This window comes from Bradyrhizobium sp. 35 (assembly GCF_023073215.1).
Taxonomy (GTDB): Bacteria; Pseudomonadota; Alphaproteobacteria; order Rhizobiales; family Xanthobacteraceae; genus Bradyrhizobium; species Bradyrhizobium canariense_D.
In genome coordinates, this window is sequence record NZ_JADPJC010000144.1 from 1 (window position 1) to 14633 (window position 14633).

At 64.0% G+C, this 14633-nt stretch carries 16 protein-coding genes; 7 read left to right on the forward strand and 9 right to left on the reverse strand.

What is annotated here, in order from left to right; translation table 11 throughout:
• Nucleotides 1–300: 300 nt before the first annotated feature.
• Nucleotides 301–972, reverse strand: a complete 672-nt coding sequence (locus IVB36_RS28750; RefSeq protein WP_018459987.1) for a response regulator transcription factor — start codon at nt 970–972, stop codon at nt 301–303.
• Between the two features lie 343 nt (nt 973–1315).
• Here IVB36_RS28750 and IVB36_RS28755 point away from each other — a divergent pair, with 343 nt between their 5' ends.
• Nucleotides 1316–2941, forward strand: coding sequence for an MFS transporter (locus tag IVB36_RS28755; RefSeq protein ID WP_018459988.1), 1626 nt, complete (start codon nt 1316–1318; stop codon nt 2939–2941).
• Between the two features lie 61 nt (nt 2942–3002).
• Here the strand turns inward: IVB36_RS28755 and IVB36_RS28760 are convergent, their stop codons facing one another.
• Entirely contained in the window at nt 3003–3476 is a 474-nt protein-coding gene (locus IVB36_RS28760; RefSeq protein ID WP_026233919.1) for a secondary thiamine-phosphate synthase enzyme YjbQ, read from the reverse strand.
• Between the two features lie 133 nt (nt 3477–3609).
• Nucleotides 3610–4140: a hypothetical protein gene (locus IVB36_RS28765; RefSeq protein WP_247393980.1), complete on the reverse strand. Its 531-nt coding sequence runs from the start codon at nt 4138–4140 to the stop codon at nt 3610–3612.
• A gap of 390 nt (nt 4141–4530) precedes the next feature.
• Here IVB36_RS28765 and IVB36_RS28770 point away from each other — a divergent pair, with 390 nt between their 5' ends.
• The 5 genes from IVB36_RS28770 to IVB36_RS28790 all read left to right on the forward strand — a co-directional run bounded on the left by IVB36_RS28770 (nt 4531) and on the right by IVB36_RS28790 (nt 7168).
• Nucleotides 4531–4905: an AtpZ/AtpI family protein gene (locus IVB36_RS28770; RefSeq protein WP_018459992.1), complete on the forward strand. Its 375-nt coding sequence runs from the start codon at nt 4531–4533 to the stop codon at nt 4903–4905.
• A gap of 114 nt (nt 4906–5019) precedes the next feature.
• Nucleotides 5020–5769, forward strand: coding sequence for a F0F1 ATP synthase subunit A (locus IVB36_RS28775; RefSeq protein WP_018459993.1), 750 nt, complete (start codon nt 5020–5022; stop codon nt 5767–5769).
• A gap of 53 nt (nt 5770–5822) precedes the next feature.
• Nucleotides 5823–6053, forward strand: coding sequence for a F0F1 ATP synthase subunit C (locus IVB36_RS28780; protein ID WP_007599451.1), 231 nt, complete (start codon nt 5823–5825; stop codon nt 6051–6053).
• A 60-nt stretch (nt 6054–6113) separates the two neighbouring features.
• A complete protein-coding gene (locus IVB36_RS28785; RefSeq protein ID WP_018459994.1) occupies nt 6114–6677 on the forward strand; it encodes a F0F1 ATP synthase subunit B' in 564 nt (187 codons plus the stop codon).
• Nucleotides 6678–6682: 5 nt separating this feature from the next.
• Entirely contained in the window at nt 6683–7168 is a 486-nt protein-coding gene (locus tag IVB36_RS28790) for a F0F1 ATP synthase subunit B (protein WP_018459995.1), read from the forward strand.
• Nucleotides 7169–7368: 200 nt separating this feature from the next.
• Here the strand turns inward: IVB36_RS28790 and IVB36_RS28795 are convergent, their stop codons facing one another.
• The 5 genes from IVB36_RS28795 to IVB36_RS28815 all read right to left on the reverse strand — a co-directional run bounded on the left by IVB36_RS28795 (nt 7369) and on the right by IVB36_RS28815 (nt 12696).
• The gene (locus IVB36_RS28795; RefSeq protein WP_018459996.1) at nt 7369–8025 is read right to left on the reverse strand and encodes a hypothetical protein; all 657 of its coding nucleotides are present in this window, start codon (nt 8023–8025) and stop codon (nt 7369–7371) included.
• Nucleotides 8026–8146: 121 nt separating this feature from the next.
• Nucleotides 8147–8734: a GNAT family protein gene (locus IVB36_RS28800; RefSeq protein ID WP_007599447.1), complete on the reverse strand. Its 588-nt coding sequence runs from the start codon at nt 8732–8734 to the stop codon at nt 8147–8149.
• 39 nt (nt 8735–8773) lie between these two features.
• Entirely contained in the window at nt 8774–10063 is a 1290-nt protein-coding gene (locus tag IVB36_RS28805; RefSeq protein ID WP_007599446.1) for a pitrilysin family protein, read from the reverse strand.
• Entirely contained in the window at nt 10060–11478 is a 1419-nt protein-coding gene (thrC, locus tag IVB36_RS28810; protein ID WP_018459997.1) for a threonine synthase, read from the reverse strand. Before thrC ends, IVB36_RS28805 begins: the two co-directional genes overlap by 4 nt.
• Nucleotides 11479–12051: 573 nt before the next feature.
• A complete protein-coding gene (locus IVB36_RS28815; protein WP_018459998.1) occupies nt 12052–12696 on the reverse strand; it encodes a response regulator transcription factor in 645 nt (214 codons plus the stop codon).
• A gap of 85 nt (nt 12697–12781) precedes the next feature.
• Between IVB36_RS28815 and IVB36_RS28820 the strand changes: the two genes are divergently transcribed.
• Complete coding sequence (locus IVB36_RS28820) at nt 12782–14122, forward strand: histidine kinase (protein ID WP_018459999.1); 1341 nt, start codon at nt 12782–12784, stop codon at nt 14120–14122.
• A gap of 91 nt (nt 14123–14213) precedes the next feature.
• Here IVB36_RS28820 and IVB36_RS28825 read toward each other — a convergent pair whose 3' ends face one another.
• Nucleotides 14214–14579, reverse strand: a complete 366-nt coding sequence (locus IVB36_RS28825) for a nuclear transport factor 2 family protein (RefSeq protein WP_026233921.1) — start codon at nt 14577–14579, stop codon at nt 14214–14216.
• Nucleotides 14580–14633: the final 54 nt, after the last annotated feature.

Consider the following 14633-nt stretch of genomic DNA (forward strand, 5'->3'; position numbering starts at 1 on the left):
GCCCTTGGCCTCTCGCACCCGAACGCTGCCGCGTCCACCGCAAGCCCGGCTCGCGAACATGACGACCACAAGATCGCCCCTCAAGGATGAGCCGGGATGCGCGACACATACGCCATTTCCGAATTTCGGTAAAGTGGAATATTTTTGCGGCGGCGGATTGACGGGGGCGACACAGAGGAGGTCCGGTAGCCCGGATGAGCGAAGCTATATCCGGGGTTTTCGCTAGCTAGCCGCACTAGCGGTCCCGGATGTCGCTTCGCTCATCCGGGCTACAGGCTGCGAGAGGCGCTCGCTACAGGCTCACCCCGTCGGGGTACCCTGCTTCCATTGGCCGCCGGCGATTTTCGCGGCGGCGATCACGGCTTGGGTCCGACTTTCGACGCCGAGCTTTTGCAGGATCGCCGAGACATGCGCCTTGATGGTGGCCTCGGAGACGCCGAGCTCATAGGCGATCTGCTTGTTGAGCAATCCCTCCGACAGCATCATCAGAACCCGGACCTGCTGCGGCGTCAGCGTCACCAGCCGGTCGCGCAGGCGCGTCATGTCGGGGTCGGCGACTGCCGACAGATCAGTGTCGGCGGGAACCCAGACGTCGCCCTCCATTACCTTGAGGATCGCGTCGCGCAAGGTGTCGACGCCGAAGCGCTTCGGGATGAACCCGGAGGCGCCGAAGTCGAGCGAGCGGCGGATGGTGGCGCTGTCGTCGGACGCCGAGACGATCACCACCGGAATAGCCGGATATTGCGCGCGCAGATAGATCAGGCCGGAAAAGCCGGAGATCCCGGGCATCGACAGGTCGAGCAGGATCAGGTCGACGTCGGAGGTCTGTTCCAAAAGCTTGGTCAGATCCTCGAACGATCCAGCCTCGTCGATCCTGGCCGAGCTCAGGACGCCCGTCACCGCCTGCCGCAACGCGTCGCGGAACAATGGGTGGTCATCGGCAATGATGAGATGGGTCGAGGGAGCGTTCATCGTTCTCTTGCTGGCAATCGCACCGGGCCAGTAAGCCGGCGCGGGGCCCTGGTCAATTCTTTCCCGACCAGCCGTGGCATGCAAGTGGACATTATCCCTTTGCGGCAACGGGGTTAATCCACAGGCCGGCACTATGTTGCCGGATGGAAGGCTCGCAGTGTCAGGCGAGCGTCAGTGTGAAAGGCCGAAAGTCGTATTGGGGCGGGTTTCACGCCAATGTTACCTTGGGGGCAAGGCTTGGGTTGATCCGGCATGACCGGACATCCAGGGCGCGAGGAAACGATTTTTCGGGGAGCGACTCAACATGTCGACAATGGCTGTGTCTCAAGCAGGCGCGGGAGGGATGACGAAGGACGAACGGTTCGTCATTCTCGCCTCCTCGCTCGGTACCGTCTTCGAGTGGTACGACTTCTATCTCTACGGTTCGCTGGCCGGCATCATCGGCGCGCAGTTCTTCTCGGCCTATCCGCCGGCAACCCGCGACATCTTCGCGCTGCTGGCCTTCGCGGCCGGCTTCCTGGTGCGCCCGTTCGGCGCGATCGTGTTCGGCCGTGTCGGCGACATCGTCGGCCGCAAATACACCTTCCTCGTCACCATCCTGATCATGGGTCTGTCGACTTTCATCGTCGGCCTGCTGCCCAACGCTGCCACCATCGGCATCGCGGCCCCGATCATCCTGATCGCGCTGCGTCTCGCCCAGGGCCTCGCGCTCGGCGGTGAATATGGCGGTGCGGCCACCTACGTCGCGGAGCATGCTCCGAACGGCAAGCGCGGTTACTACACCTCCTTCATCCAGACCACGGCGACGCTCGGCCTGTTCCTGTCGCTGCTGGTGATCCTGTTCACGCGCTCCGCGCTCGGCGAACCCGACTTCGCGGCATGGGGCTGGCGCATTCCGTTCCTGGTCTCCGTGCTGCTGCTCGGCGTTTCGGTCTGGATCCGGCTTCGCCTCAACGAATCCCCGATCTTCCAGAAGATGAAGGACGAGGGGAAGAGCTCGAAGGCCCCGCTGACGGAAGCCTTCGGCAACTGGCAGAACGGCAAGCTCGTGCTGCTGGCGCTGTTTGGCGGCGTGATGGGCCAAGGCGTGGTCTGGTACACTGGCCAATTCTACGCGCTGTTCTTCCTGCAATCGATCCTCAAGGTCGACGGCTACACCGCCAACCTGCTGATCGCCTGGTCGCTCCTGCTCGGGACCGGCTTCTTCATCGTGTTCGGCGTGCTCTCCGACAAGATCGGCCGCAAGCCGATCATCCTCGGCGGCTGCCTGATCGCGGCGCTGACCTTCTTCCCGATCTTCAAGATGATCACCACCAATGCCAACCCGGCGCTGGAAAAGGCGATCGAGTCGGTCAAGGTCGACGTGGTGGCAGATCCCGCAGGTTGCGGCGACTTGTTCAATCCGGTCGGCACCCGCGTCTTCACCTCGCCTTGCGACACGGCACGTGCCTACCTGTCGCAGTCGTCGGTCAAGTACTCGACCACGCCAGGTGCGGCAGGCTCCGGCGTGAAGGTGATGGTCAACGGCAAGGAAGTTCCCTACGCCAACGCCAAGGACGGCAATCCGGCAGTGCTCGCCGCCGTGCAGGGAGCCGGCTATCCGAAGGCCGGAGATGCGGGCATCGTGAAGATGGCGCATCCGTTCGACATCTTCCGTCCGCAGGTGGCCGCGGTCGTCGGATTGCTGTTCGTCCTGGTGCTCTTCGTCACCATGGTGTACGGCCCGATTGCCGCGATGCTGGTCGAACTGTTCCCGACCCGCATCCGCTACACCTCGATGTCGCTGCCCTACCACATCGGTAACGGCTGGTTCGGCGGCCTGCTGCCGGCGACCGCCTTCGCGATCGTGGCCTCGACGGGCGATATCTATGCGGGCCTCTGGTATCCGGTCATCTTCGCGTCGATTACCGTCGTGATCGGCTTGTTCTTCCTGCCGGAGACCAAGGACGTCGATATCAAGTCGACCTGATCGACGCAGATCGAGATCAACACCAACCGGCCGCGGTCTCCGCGGCCGGTTTTGTTTTGGCCTACTGATTGCTACCGAGGAATTGCAGCACCACCTCGCGCCGGTGCGGGCGGGCGCGATGCTCGATCAGATAGATCGCCTGCCAGGTGCCAAGCGCGAGCTTGCCGCTCAGGACCGGCACATGAAGCGAAGTCTGGGTCAGCATTGTCTTGACGTGCGCCGGCATGTCGTCCGGTCCCTCGGCATCATGCGTCCAGCCGGCGTTCTCGGGCGCGAGCCGGGACAGAGCCGTGGTGAGATCCACGAGCACGGAAGGGTCGGCGTTCTCCTGGATCGTCAGCGATGCGGAGGTGTGACGAACGAACAGCGTCAACGCGCCGTCTCGCGCGCCTGCCTCCGCCACGAACTTCGCAGCTTCAGCGGTGAGATCGGTGAAGCCGCGGCCGGGCGTCTGCACGGTCAGCAGCGACGATGCGATGGTGGTGGCTTGCACCGACGATGGCGCCGAGCGCGTGATGGATTTGGCTGATGTCATCATCACTCTCTCAATTCGGAAAGCTGCCATAGGTGGGCAAAGCGAAGCGTGCCCACCGACTCACGCAACGAAAACAAAAATGGTGGGCACGGCGCGTCGCGGCCTTGCCCACCCTACCGCATCTCGCCACGTGCTAAATCTTCCCCGACACGTCCTTCTGCACGCGGTTGGCCATGTCGATCAGCCGGCGCCAGGCCCTTTCCAGGAATGACATCACGCGATCGACGTCCTGGTCGCTCGGCAGCGGGATCTCGATCCTGCGCTCGCCCTCGGCGGCCTTTGGTGCTTGCGGCTCCGCCCTCTTGAGCGGATCCGTTTTCGGCAGCGCCTCGTCGATCTTGCCTGACACGGTCGGCCCCGCCGCAAGCCGTCCCTTCAGCGTCTCGACTTCGGCCTGGAGCCTGCCGATCTCGGCGTCGAGCGCGGTACGTTCATCGGGCACCGCGTAGCAGGCCCAGCCGGCGCCGCTGCGGGTGCAGGTCGACACCGTGCCGGTGCGGCTGTCGAGCCGCAGCACCCCCTCGGGGATGGGCGTCATGCTGTAGCGGCCGTTTTCGCTGTCGGGCGCGGATTGCGCGACGAGGCAGCCGCCGCTGATGGTCAACACCGCGGCGAACGCCGCCGCCGCCAGCCATGATGCTGTGGATGAATTCGCTGCTCTCATCGCGTTCTCCGCCACGACGCGCAGGTAGCACGTCCAAAGATGGCGCTCATAAAGGTGGCACGTCTCGCAATTCTACACCCCGGCGAGGCGATCCGCCGCCCAAAACGCGCCTTTGACATGAACGATCACGGCGCCCCCTTTGATCCCGGCAGCCGGGCGAAATGGCGACGGCATCCGCCGATCCAGCGGAGACCTGCTGCGGTGCGGCGTCACGCTGTGTGCAGCGCTGCCGCCCGCGCCGATATTGTAAGATAAATCAAATACATAACAGGAATGGACACAATCGTGACTTGGCTTGACTTGATTATGGGCCATCAGTATGGTCCGCGCGGCTTTTGAGGGTGGCGGGCGTAATTTCCATTCAACCGCGGCGTTTCGGGTCTTCGTTGCATGACACAGGGCACGGGACACGGCGAGAATGGAGATCGCGATAGATCGCCCGAGGAAGCTGCGCTTTCCGAACGGCTCGGAAATCTTGATCAGCGGTTGTCCGAATTTCGCGGCCGCCACGTCAAGACCGAGCAACCCGCAGGTGACGGTGAGGACAGAGCGGCCAGAGCCTCGGCGATGGCGCTTGGTTTTCGGTTATCCTCCGAGTTGGTCGCCGGGGTCGTTGTCGGAGCGGGGATTGGCTGGGGTTTCGACCGCTTGCTGTCGACGTCGCCTTTCGGATTCATCGTGTTCCTGCTGCTGGGCTTCGTCGCCGGCGTGGTGAATGTGGTGAGAACGGCAGGCGCGGGTCAAAACAGGCGCGGTGGTTCTTAGGCGGTCCACACCAGGAGAGGAATGATCGTGCCGGCTCGTGCCGGTACGGGCCGGGCCCGACCGGCAGACCGAGACCCGCCGGCATCGCCCGGCAGACCAAGAGATGCCGCGCTGATGAAAATCGATCCGATCCACCAGTTCAACATCGAGCCTCTCTTCACCCTGGGCCATATCGGCAACCACACGATCGCCTTCACCAACTCGTCGCTCTACATGCTGGTGGCGGTCGCGATCATCTCGATCCTGATGCTCGCCAGCGGCACGCAGCTGGTTCCCGGCCGGCTGCAGTCGGTCGCCGAGATCTCCTACGAGTTCGTCGCCTCCACCATCCGCTCGACCGCCGGCGCGGAAGGCATGAAGTTCTTCCCGCTGATCTTCTCGCTGTTCATGTTCATCTGCGTTTCGAACCTGGTCGGCATTATCCCCTACACCTTCACGATCTCGAGCCATCTGATCGTCACCGCGGCGCTCGCGCTGCTGGTCTTCTTCACGGTCCTGATCTACGGCATTGCCAAGAACGGCCTTAAATTCTTCTCGATCTTCGTGCCCCACGGGGTCCCCGGCTACATCCTGCCGCTGGTGATGTTCATCGAGATCCTGTCGTTCTTCCTGCGGCCGGTTTCCCACAGCGTCCGTCTGTTCGCCAACATGCTGGCCGGCCACATCGCGCTGAAGGTGTTCGCGGGCTTCGTCGCCATGCTCGGCTTCTCGCTCGGCGCCCTTGGCTGGGTCGGCGGCGTGCTGCCGCTGGCGCTCACGGTCGCGCTGTACGCTCTCGAGATTCTGGTCGCGTTCCTGCAAGCCTATGTGTTTGCGATCCTGACCTGCATCTACCTCAACGACGCCATTCATCCGGGACACTGAGCGGTCCGGGGAATTTCCACCCAAAACCCAATCTTTCTTCCAAGGAGTCTAAAATGGATCCGGCAGCAGCAAAACTTATCGGCGCGGGCATCGCATGCATCGGCATGGGCGGCGCGGGCGTCGGCGTCGGCGTGATCTTCGGCAACTACCTCGCCGCGGCCGTTCGCAACCCCTCGGCCGCTCAGGGCCAGTTCGGCAATCTGATCTTCGGCTTCGCCGTGACCGAAGCGCTCGGCATTTTCTCGCTGCTGATCGCGCTGCTGCTGCTGTTCGTTCCGCTCTGAGAACGATTTTTCGCGCCGCTTCAACCGAGGCGACGCGCATGACTGCAACAGGAGTACTCCATGGCTGAAAGTCATGGCGGGGCGAAAAGTCCGGCGGCGGGCGCCCACACCGGGTCCGAAGGCGGTCACGGTGGCGGTTTTCCGCCGTTCGAGAGCGGCACTTATGCTTCACAGCTGGTGTCGCTCGCGATCTTCTTCGTCGCGCTTTACGTGATCGTGTCCAAGCTCGCTCTGCCGCGCGTCGGCGGTGCGATCGAGGCGCGTCAGAACAAGATCGAGGGCGACCTCGCCGAAGCGCAGAAGCTGAAGGACCAGTCCGAAGCGGCGCTGAAGGCCTATGAAAACGAGCTTGCTTCGGCACGCTCGCGCGCGCAGGCCATCGGCAACGAATCCCGCGACAAGGCGAATGCGCAGGCGGACGCCGAGCGCAAGGCCTTGGAAGAGCAACTGGCGGCCAAGCTCGCCGAGGCAGAGAAGACCATCGCCTCGACCCGTGCGACCGCCATGAGCAACGTCCGCGGCATCGCGGCCGATGCGGCAGGCACCATCGTGCAGCAGCTCACGGGCGTGGTTCCGGACGCGGCATTGGTCAATGCCGCCGTTGATGCGTCCTTGAAGGGTTAATCGATATGTTCTTCGATCCTGAAACCTGGGTCGCCATCGCCTTCGTGATCCTGATGGTCGTGTTCGGCTATCTCGGGGTCTTCAAGAAGGCCATGACTGCGCTCGACCATCGCGCCGATCGCATCAAGGCCGAGCTCGACGACGCGACGCGCCTCAAGCAGGAAGCCGCCAAGGTGCTCGCCGACTACAAGGCGCGCACCGCCTCGGCCGAACGCGAGGCCGCCGACATCATCGCCAACGCGAAGAGCGAAGCCGAGCGCATCGCAACCGAGGCCAAGGCCAAGGTGGAAGATTTCGTCGCTCGCCGCACCAAGACCGCGGAGGGCAAGATCGCGCTCGCCGAGGCTCAGGCGGTGGCCGATGTTCGCGCCGCAGCGGCCGAAGCCGCCGTCCAGGCCGCCTCCACGATCCTGTCGAAGTCGGTCAGGGGCCAGGTCGCCGACGATCTGCTCGCCAAGGGCATCACCGAAGTCAGGCAGAAGCTGAACTGAGAGATCTTGCCTTCACCAATCAAAAAGCCGGCGCGATCAGCGCCGGCTTTTTTGTTTGTCGGGCACTGCATCGGCAAATCTGATGTCATCGCCCGCGAAGGCGGGCGATCCAGTATTCCAGAGACAGCCCTGATAGATCGAGAAGCCGCGGCGTACTGGATGCCCCGCCTTCGCGGGGCATGACGACTATCTTGACGTGGTTACTTCTTCTTCGCCCGCGCCTTCGGCTCGGGCGACAGCGCCTGCGGATCGAAGCCGACATAGAAGATGTAGCTATCGGCGTCCTTGGCCGAAGGCATCGGGTAGACCAGATCCTCGGCCACGAAGGTGAACGGCACGCTGCCGCCCTCCGACATTCCGACCGTGGTCCGGTAGGCCTTGGAAGCGATCACCTTCTCGCCGACGCCGCCCTGCACCACGGCGACGCGCAGCGGCACCTCGACGCTCGCAGGCGCGCCGGCGGGTCCGGCAATGACGCGGCCCTGGATGCCGATCCGGGCCGTGATATCGCCGCCATTGCGGGCGCATTCGCGCGCCATCTTGGTGATGGTGGCCTGGAAGCGGATCTCGTTGCCGACGGCCGGCTTCCCGGTGGCACCGACCGCGTAGGTGGAGGCTCCGGCACGCACCGTGACCTGCGGGCAATCAAGATCGTCATCAGCCGCCGGCTGGCCCGGCGCAGGCGCCGGCTTGGGTTGGGCCGGCTCGTCCGACTTGCCGCCGAACAGGCCCTTGAATCGATCGGTCAGCGACTGCGCCGCGACCGGCGAGATGGAGACGAGCGCAACTGACAACGCCAGCGCGACCGCCGCCCCCCGCCGCAACGCATTCCGCGATGACCGAAGCTCCTGCACCATCAACACCCATACTCCTGACGACATCCCGACCGATCACCGGCCGGGTTGCGCCGTTATATCGTCAAAACCGGCGAACCCAAGGCAGCAAACAAGGAGACTTTGGCCGCATCAATCAACGGGCTCAGCCGCGGAAATCCTCGTGCAGCAGGCCGAACAGCAAATGGTCCTGCCAGACCCCGTTGATGCAGAGATACCGGCGCGCCAGCCCCTCGCGGGAGAAACCGCACTTCTCCAGCACCCGGATCGAGGGCGCATTGGTCGGGATGCAAGCGGCCTCGACCCGGTGCAGATTGAGCTCCCCGAACAGCGTCGGCAGCAGCACCCGCAGCGCGGCCGTCATGTAGCCGCGCTGGGCGTGGGGCTTGCCGACCCAATAGCCGATGGTGCCGGCCTGGACGATGCCGCGGCGGACATTGGCGAGCGTGATGCCGCCGACCATGGCGCCGTCGAGCTCCCGGAAGATCAGAAAGGGATAGGACCGGTCCGCGGCGATGTCCTCGGAATAGCGGCGCAGGCGGCGGCGGAAACCGGAGCGGGTGAGATCATCCGACGGCCAGATCGGCTCCCAGGGGGTCAGGTAATCGCGGCTGGACTCGCGCAGATGGGCCCATTGCAGGAAGTCCGACATCTGAGGCGCGCGTAGCAACAGGCCGTTGCCGCGCGGCGCGAGAGCGGCGGGTCCACTGGATGGCAGGCGAAAGAGGGCCATGGTGATGCTTCCCGGGGCGGATCAACCCGTGCGCGGCTCCTAATGCAGCCGCGCCTTGGCGCGTGCCCGGGTCAATCCTTCCGCAAAAGACACCGCCGTGTCCAGACCCCTGCCACTGCCCAATGCGACAACCGCAGGGCGGCTGCGCGAAAGCAGCGCACGCGCCGCATCCCGGGTCGATTCGACGCTGACGGCGTCGATCCGGGCCACCAGCTCCTCGGCGGTCTGGGGCCGGCCATAGGCCAGCACATGCCGGGCGAGTTGCTCGGCGCGGGACGAGCAGCTCTCCAGCGCCATCAGCAGCCCCGCCTTCATTTGCGCCTTGGCCCGCGCGATCTCGACCTCGGTCAGGGTCTCGACCGAATCATTCATGATGTCGACCACGACCTCCATCATCTCGGGCGCATCGGCCGGATCGGTGCCGGTGTAGAGGCCGAAGAAGCCGGTGTCGGTATAGGGGGCATGGAACGAGTAGATTGAGTAACAGAGGCCGCGCTTCTCGCGCACCTCCTGGAACAGCCGCGACGACATCCCGCCGCCGAGGATGTTGGTAAAGACCTGGAGCGAGAACAGCGACAGATCGGTCTGCGGCACGCCCTCCAGGGCCAAGGTCAGATGCGCCTGCTCGAGCTCGCGATGCACCACCTTGGTGCCGCCCTTGCCGAATTGTGCGGGTTGCGGCTTGGGACCCGCTGTCCCCTCAAAACTGGCAAAGCGCTGCTCGACCTCGGCGACCACCTGCTTGTGATCGACCGCGCCGGCGGCCGCCACCACCATGTCAGGGCCGCGGTAGTGCGTCGACAGATAGTCGCGCAGCGAGTCGCGGCTGAAGGCACGCAAGGTCTTCGCAGTGCCGAGCAGCGAGCGGCCCATCGGCTGGTCGGGATAGCAGAGCTCGTTGAGATGCTCGAACACGACGTCGTCAGGCGTGTCCTGCGCCGCGCCGATCTCCTGCACGATGACGTTCTTCTCGCGCTCGAGTTCGTCGGGCTCGAAGGCGGGATTGGCCAGGATGTCGGCGAGCACGTCGAGTGCGAGCGGCACGTCGGCCTTCAGCACCCGCGCATAATAGGACGTGGTCTCGGTCGAGGTGCCGGCATTGAGGTCGCCGCCGACCGCCTCGATCTCCTCGACGATCTCGCGCGAGGAGCGCTTCGTCGTGCCCTTGAATGCCATATGTTCCAGAAGATGCGAGATGCCGTGCTCGTTGGGCTTCTCGTCGCGCCCGCCGACGCCGGCCCAGACGCCGAGCGCCGCGGTCTCGAGATGAGGCATCTTGTCGGTGACGACAGTGAGGCCGGACGCAAGCTTGGAAATCTCGACGCTCATCCGGCAACTCCCTGTTTCGCGGCGCGGCTGACCGACAGCACGAACCGCTCGACCTCGGTCTGGTCGTTCTTCATCACCTTCATGTGTTCGGATTTGGTCATCAGACCATCGAGCCAGGCCGGCAGTTGCGGCCGCTGGCCGCAGGCCGCTTCGACCGCATCGGGGAATTTGGCCGGATGGGCGGTGGACAGCACGATGCTGGGAACCGTCCTGTCCGTGGTGTCGCGGTCGGCGACCGCAAGCGCGACCGCGGTGTGGGGATCGACCAGCTCGCCGGCCTCGCGCCAGGCGGCGCGGATCGCGGCCGCGGTCTCGGTCTCGTCGGCCCGGCCTGCGTCGAACCCCTCGCGGATCGCGGCCAGCGTCGCATCGGGCAGCACGAAGCGTCCCGATTGCTTCAGTGAATCCATCAGACGGCGCACGCCGGCGGCATCGCGCCCGCCAGCCTCGAACAGCAGCCGCTCGAAATTCGAGGAGATCTGAATGTCCATCGACGGCGAAGCCGTCGCGTGGACCTCGCGCACCTCGTAGATCCCGGTCTTCAGCGTGCGCGCCAGGATGTCGTTGACGTTGGCGGCGATGCCCAGGGTCCGCACCGGAAGACCCATGCGCTTGGCGACATAGCCGGCGAAGATGTCGCCGAAATTGCCGGTCGGCACGACGAAGTCCACCGCGCGCGCGGGTGCACCGGCGGCAACGGCGGAGGTGAAATAGTAGACCACTTGGGCGACGATGCGCGCCCAATTGATGGAATTGACGCCGGACAGCGACGTCGCATCGCGGAAGCGATGGTTGTTGAACATCGCCTTCACGAGGGCCTGGCAATCGTCGAAATTGCCCTCGACGGCAAGCGCATGGACGTTGGCCGCGCCCGTCGTCGTCATCATTCGCCGCTGCACCTCGGAGATGCGGCCATGCGGGAACAGCACGATGAGATCGACATTTTCGAGTCCTGCGAACGCGTCGACCGCAGCACCGCCGGTGTCGCCCGAGGTCGCGACCACGATGGTGGTGCGCTGGCCGCGCTGGGCGAGCACGTGGTCCATCAGCCGCGAGATCAGCTGCATCGCCACGTCCTTAAAGGCGAGCGTCGGGCCGTGGAACAGCTCCAGCACGAACTGGTGCGGCGCCATCTGGCGCAGCGGCACCACCGCCGGATGGCGGAAGGTGGCGTAGGCCTCGTTCGCCATACGGCCGAGCTCGGCGTCCGAGATCTCGCCGGCGACGAAAGGGCGGATCACCTCGACCGCGACCTCCCAATAGGGACGCCCGAAAAAGCCGGCGATGGCGTCAGGCGAGAGTTGCGGCCAGGTGGCCGGCACATACAGGCCGCCGTCGCGAGCGAGCCCGGTCAGCATCACGTCGCAGAAGCCGAGTTCGGGGGCCTCGCCCCGGGTCGAGATATAACGAGTCAAACTGCCCTCCAAAGGCCGGCCGAGCCTGGACTCGGTCCGCAAGCCTTTGATTTTACGAAATTACTTGTTAACAGCCAGAGGCTTTGGGCCACCATAAAGTGTTTTGCGGCATCAGGAAACCGCTTCGCGCCTGGGGCCGTCCAAGGAAAAAGGCTGCCAACGAAAAGCGCTGCCAACGAAAAGGGCTGCGGCAATGCCGCAGCCCTCTCTTGGAAGGTCTGTCGTTGTGTGCAGACCGGTTTGGCGTCTTGGGGTCACCGACCCGCAAAAACTGTTCGCGCAAGCTTTCGTCGGCTGTCACGATATCGTCAAGGGACAAAACGGAATGTGTGAGAAAATGTTCCTGTTTTTCCCGACACGTTTCGGCGCGGGCAAACGTTCGCCAGCAGCTTGGCGTCACGCATTACCATTATATCCCGAACGACAGCACAGTTCGGGAACGAACGACGGCTGCGCTCATTGTGTCGGCGGATGGTGTCGGCGCTATCCATGCATTGCCCGGCTGAGCGCCGAGACCGGTCCGCCCGCCGAACCGGCAGCATCCTGGTGCAGCCGGTTCGGTGCCCTGAGGCGTCAGTTCATCCCGATTTCCACCGCGATCCGGATCAGGTCGGAATGGTTCTTGGCACCGAGCTTCTGCTTGAGCAGAGAGGTGGTGTTGGCGACGGTCTTGTAGGAGATGCCGAGCGCCTCGGCGACCTCGACGATCTTGTCGCCTCGCCCCAACAGGCGAAGAATCTCGAGCTCCCGCGGCGTCATCTGCGAGGCTGGATTGGCCTTGATCGCCGCGCCGGAAAACGTCACGGCTTCCGCGAGCTGCGGTGAGATGAAATTGTCGCCCGCAACCACCTTGCGCACCGCCTTGAGCAGGATCCGGGGATCGTCGCCCTTGGAGACGTAGCCCTGGGCCCCGAGCTCGACCGCCCGCACCACGAAGGCTGGATCATCGTTCATGCTGAACATGATGATCTTGGCGTCGGGATCGTCCTTGCGAATGCGCCGCATCAGTTCAAAGCCGGAGACGTCGGGCAGGCTGATGTCGATCACAGTGACGTCGGGCCGCCTGCTGACATAGGCGCGATGCCCGGATTTGGCGTCGGTCGCCTCGTCGATCCGGATCGAATGGTCGGAGGAGAACAGGGTGCGGCAACCGGACAACACCACGGGATGGTCGTCGACAATCAGGACGCGGGTCGCCGGCTTGGCAGTATCTTGCATTGTAACTCTCTAGTTTTTCGATTCATAAACCGACGGGAACAAATGGAAAGAGCAAAATCCCCTGATGCGCGTTAGAATTGACCTAATGTGGCAACGGCTGTCCTTCAGTACACAATTGTTTCTGCCGCTCGGCCTGCTGTTCATGGCGGCGCTGATCATGGGCGGCGTCCTGCTGCACGTCTTCACGACCGGTCAGCTCGCCGAGGAGAACCAGCCGGCCCAACGATCGACCAAAGCCGTGGCCGAGGCCCTCAACAACGCTCTGCGTTCATCCGACCATCCGCGAAGGACCCTGGATGACTTCGTGCGGATGCTGGACGAGTCCTCAGATATTCAATTCCTTCCTGCAGGAGCGGTTGCTCCTCCCTTTGCGTCGAGGGGCCTGCAAGGTTCGCATGGCCCACCAAAATGGTTCGTCAGTCTCCTTTCCATTCCGGACTTGCACATCGCATTTCCGGTATCCCTCAACGGCGAGCATTTCGGCGACATCGTGTTTGTGCCGGACCTGTCCGCAGCGCTGTTCGAGACCTGGGTGGGCTTCCTCGCCTTGGCCGGCTTCGTCGTCGCGCTGACCGGGCTGACAGGGGTCGTCGCCTATGTGTTTGCGGGATCAGCCCTGCGACCACTGCAGGATCTTGGCGCAGGCCTCACGCGGCTACGACGCGGCGACTACGCAACACCGATCTCGGTCGGGGGACCGCCGGAAATCCGGCAAAGCTGCGAGGAGGCCAATGCGCTGGCCGAAACGCTGGTGCAGTTGAGCCAGGACAATCGCGACCTGCTGCACCGCCTGGTCTCGCTGCAGGACGACGAGCGGCGCGATCTCGCGCGCGAACTGCACGACGAACTCGGTCCGCTGCTGTTCGGCATCCGCGTCGGCACCATCGCATTGGTCGATGCCTCGCCCCCGGCGGGAAATCTCAGCAGTTCGGCGCAGGAGGTGTTGCAATCGGTCGAGGCGCTCCAGCAGACCAACCGCCGCATCCTCGACCGGTTGCGACCGCTCTACATCGAGGAATTGGGTCTGGAGACCAGTGTGCAGACGCTGCTCCGAAATTTTCGCAAGCAGGCGCCGTCTATCGACCTGACGGACGCGGTCGATCCGAATCTCAACGCGATCGACGGGCCGCTGGCTCAAACCGTCTATCGCGTGATTCAGGAGGCGCTGACCAACGTGCTGCGTCATGCCGGCGCCAGCCATGCCCATGTGCAGGCGACCTTCGCCGGCGAGACGGTCGTCATCGAGATTTCCGACGACGGCGGCGGCTTTCCCGAAGGGAATCTGTTCGGCCGCGGCCTGACCGGCATGCATGAGCGCGTGCGCGCACTCAGCGGATCGCTGTCACTGCTGCGCGTGGACGACAGAACCTATGTGCGCTGCCGCCTTCCCGCCGAACCGGCACGCGAGGCGCCGGTCAGCGATTGAAGCGCTTTCGAGCGAAGTGGATACCGGTTCGCGTGAAGAAAACGCCAAAACAGAATCTGGTGTTCGGCTCTGATTAATCAGAACGGAAACTCTAGCACGCACAGCCAAGCTGCGCGTTCTGTCGCGCCGGCTCGCACAGCGTGGTGCGGATCTTGCCGTCGGGGCTGAAACAAAACGAGGCGCGAATGCGCAGCGCGCCGGCGACGGAATATTCGAGATCGACGCCGTGGGGTGCAGGATGGATTTCCTCCAACCCGAAACCGGCCGACGAGAAAGCGCTGAGCCGCGGCTGCCAATAGGCTTCGAGCTCGCTCCGGCCGCGATAGCGCTGCGTGCCGTTGCACGTGCATTCGACCTGGGCGTCATCCGCATAGAGGTCGAGGAGCGTCGCGAGGTCGCCCTTCCTGCAGGCATCCACCCAATCGACGACAATTCCCATCTGGTCGAAATCACTCACGCTGCAATCCTGTCTGCCGCGGAAAATTACTGGCGGCTTAGGACCACACTCGTG

Excerpts from the sequence above, each read along its gene's own strand:
- IVB36_RS28750 (WP_018459987.1), bottom strand. The coding sequence starts at position 972 with ATGAACGCTCCCTCGACCCATCTCATCATTGCCGATGACCACCCATTG.
- IVB36_RS28755 (WP_018459988.1), top strand. The coding sequence starts at position 1,316 with ATGACGAAGGACGAACGGTTCGTCATTCTCGCCTCCTCGCTCGGTACC.
- IVB36_RS28760 (WP_026233919.1), bottom strand. The coding sequence starts at position 3,476 with ATGACATCAGCCAAATCCATCACGCGCTCGGCGCCATCGTCGGTGCAA.
- IVB36_RS28765 (WP_247393980.1), bottom strand. The coding sequence starts at position 4,140 with ATGAGAGCAGCGAATTCATCCACAGCATCATGGCTGGCGGCGGCGGCG.
- IVB36_RS28770 (WP_018459992.1), top strand. The coding sequence starts at position 4,531 with ATGACACAGGGCACGGGACACGGCGAGAATGGAGATCGCGATAGATCG.
- IVB36_RS28775 (WP_018459993.1), top strand. The coding sequence starts at position 5,020 with ATGAAAATCGATCCGATCCACCAGTTCAACATCGAGCCTCTCTTCACC.
- IVB36_RS28780 (WP_007599451.1), top strand. The coding sequence starts at position 5,823 with ATGGATCCGGCAGCAGCAAAACTTATCGGCGCGGGCATCGCATGCATC.
- IVB36_RS28785 (WP_018459994.1), top strand. The coding sequence starts at position 6,114 with ATGGCTGAAAGTCATGGCGGGGCGAAAAGTCCGGCGGCGGGCGCCCAC.
- IVB36_RS28790 (WP_018459995.1), top strand. The coding sequence starts at position 6,683 with ATGTTCTTCGATCCTGAAACCTGGGTCGCCATCGCCTTCGTGATCCTG.
- IVB36_RS28795 (WP_018459996.1), bottom strand. The coding sequence starts at position 8,025 with ATGGTGCAGGAGCTTCGGTCATCGCGGAATGCGTTGCGGCGGGGGGCG.
- IVB36_RS28800 (WP_007599447.1), bottom strand. The coding sequence starts at position 8,734 with ATGGCCCTCTTTCGCCTGCCATCCAGTGGACCCGCCGCTCTCGCGCCG.
- IVB36_RS28805 (WP_007599446.1), bottom strand. The coding sequence starts at position 10,063 with ATGAGCGTCGAGATTTCCAAGCTTGCGTCCGGCCTCACTGTCGTCACC.
- IVB36_RS28815 (WP_018459998.1), bottom strand. The coding sequence starts at position 12,696 with ATGCAAGATACTGCCAAGCCGGCGACCCGCGTCCTGATTGTCGACGAC.
- IVB36_RS28820 (WP_018459999.1), top strand. The coding sequence starts at position 12,782 with ATGTGGCAACGGCTGTCCTTCAGTACACAATTGTTTCTGCCGCTCGGC.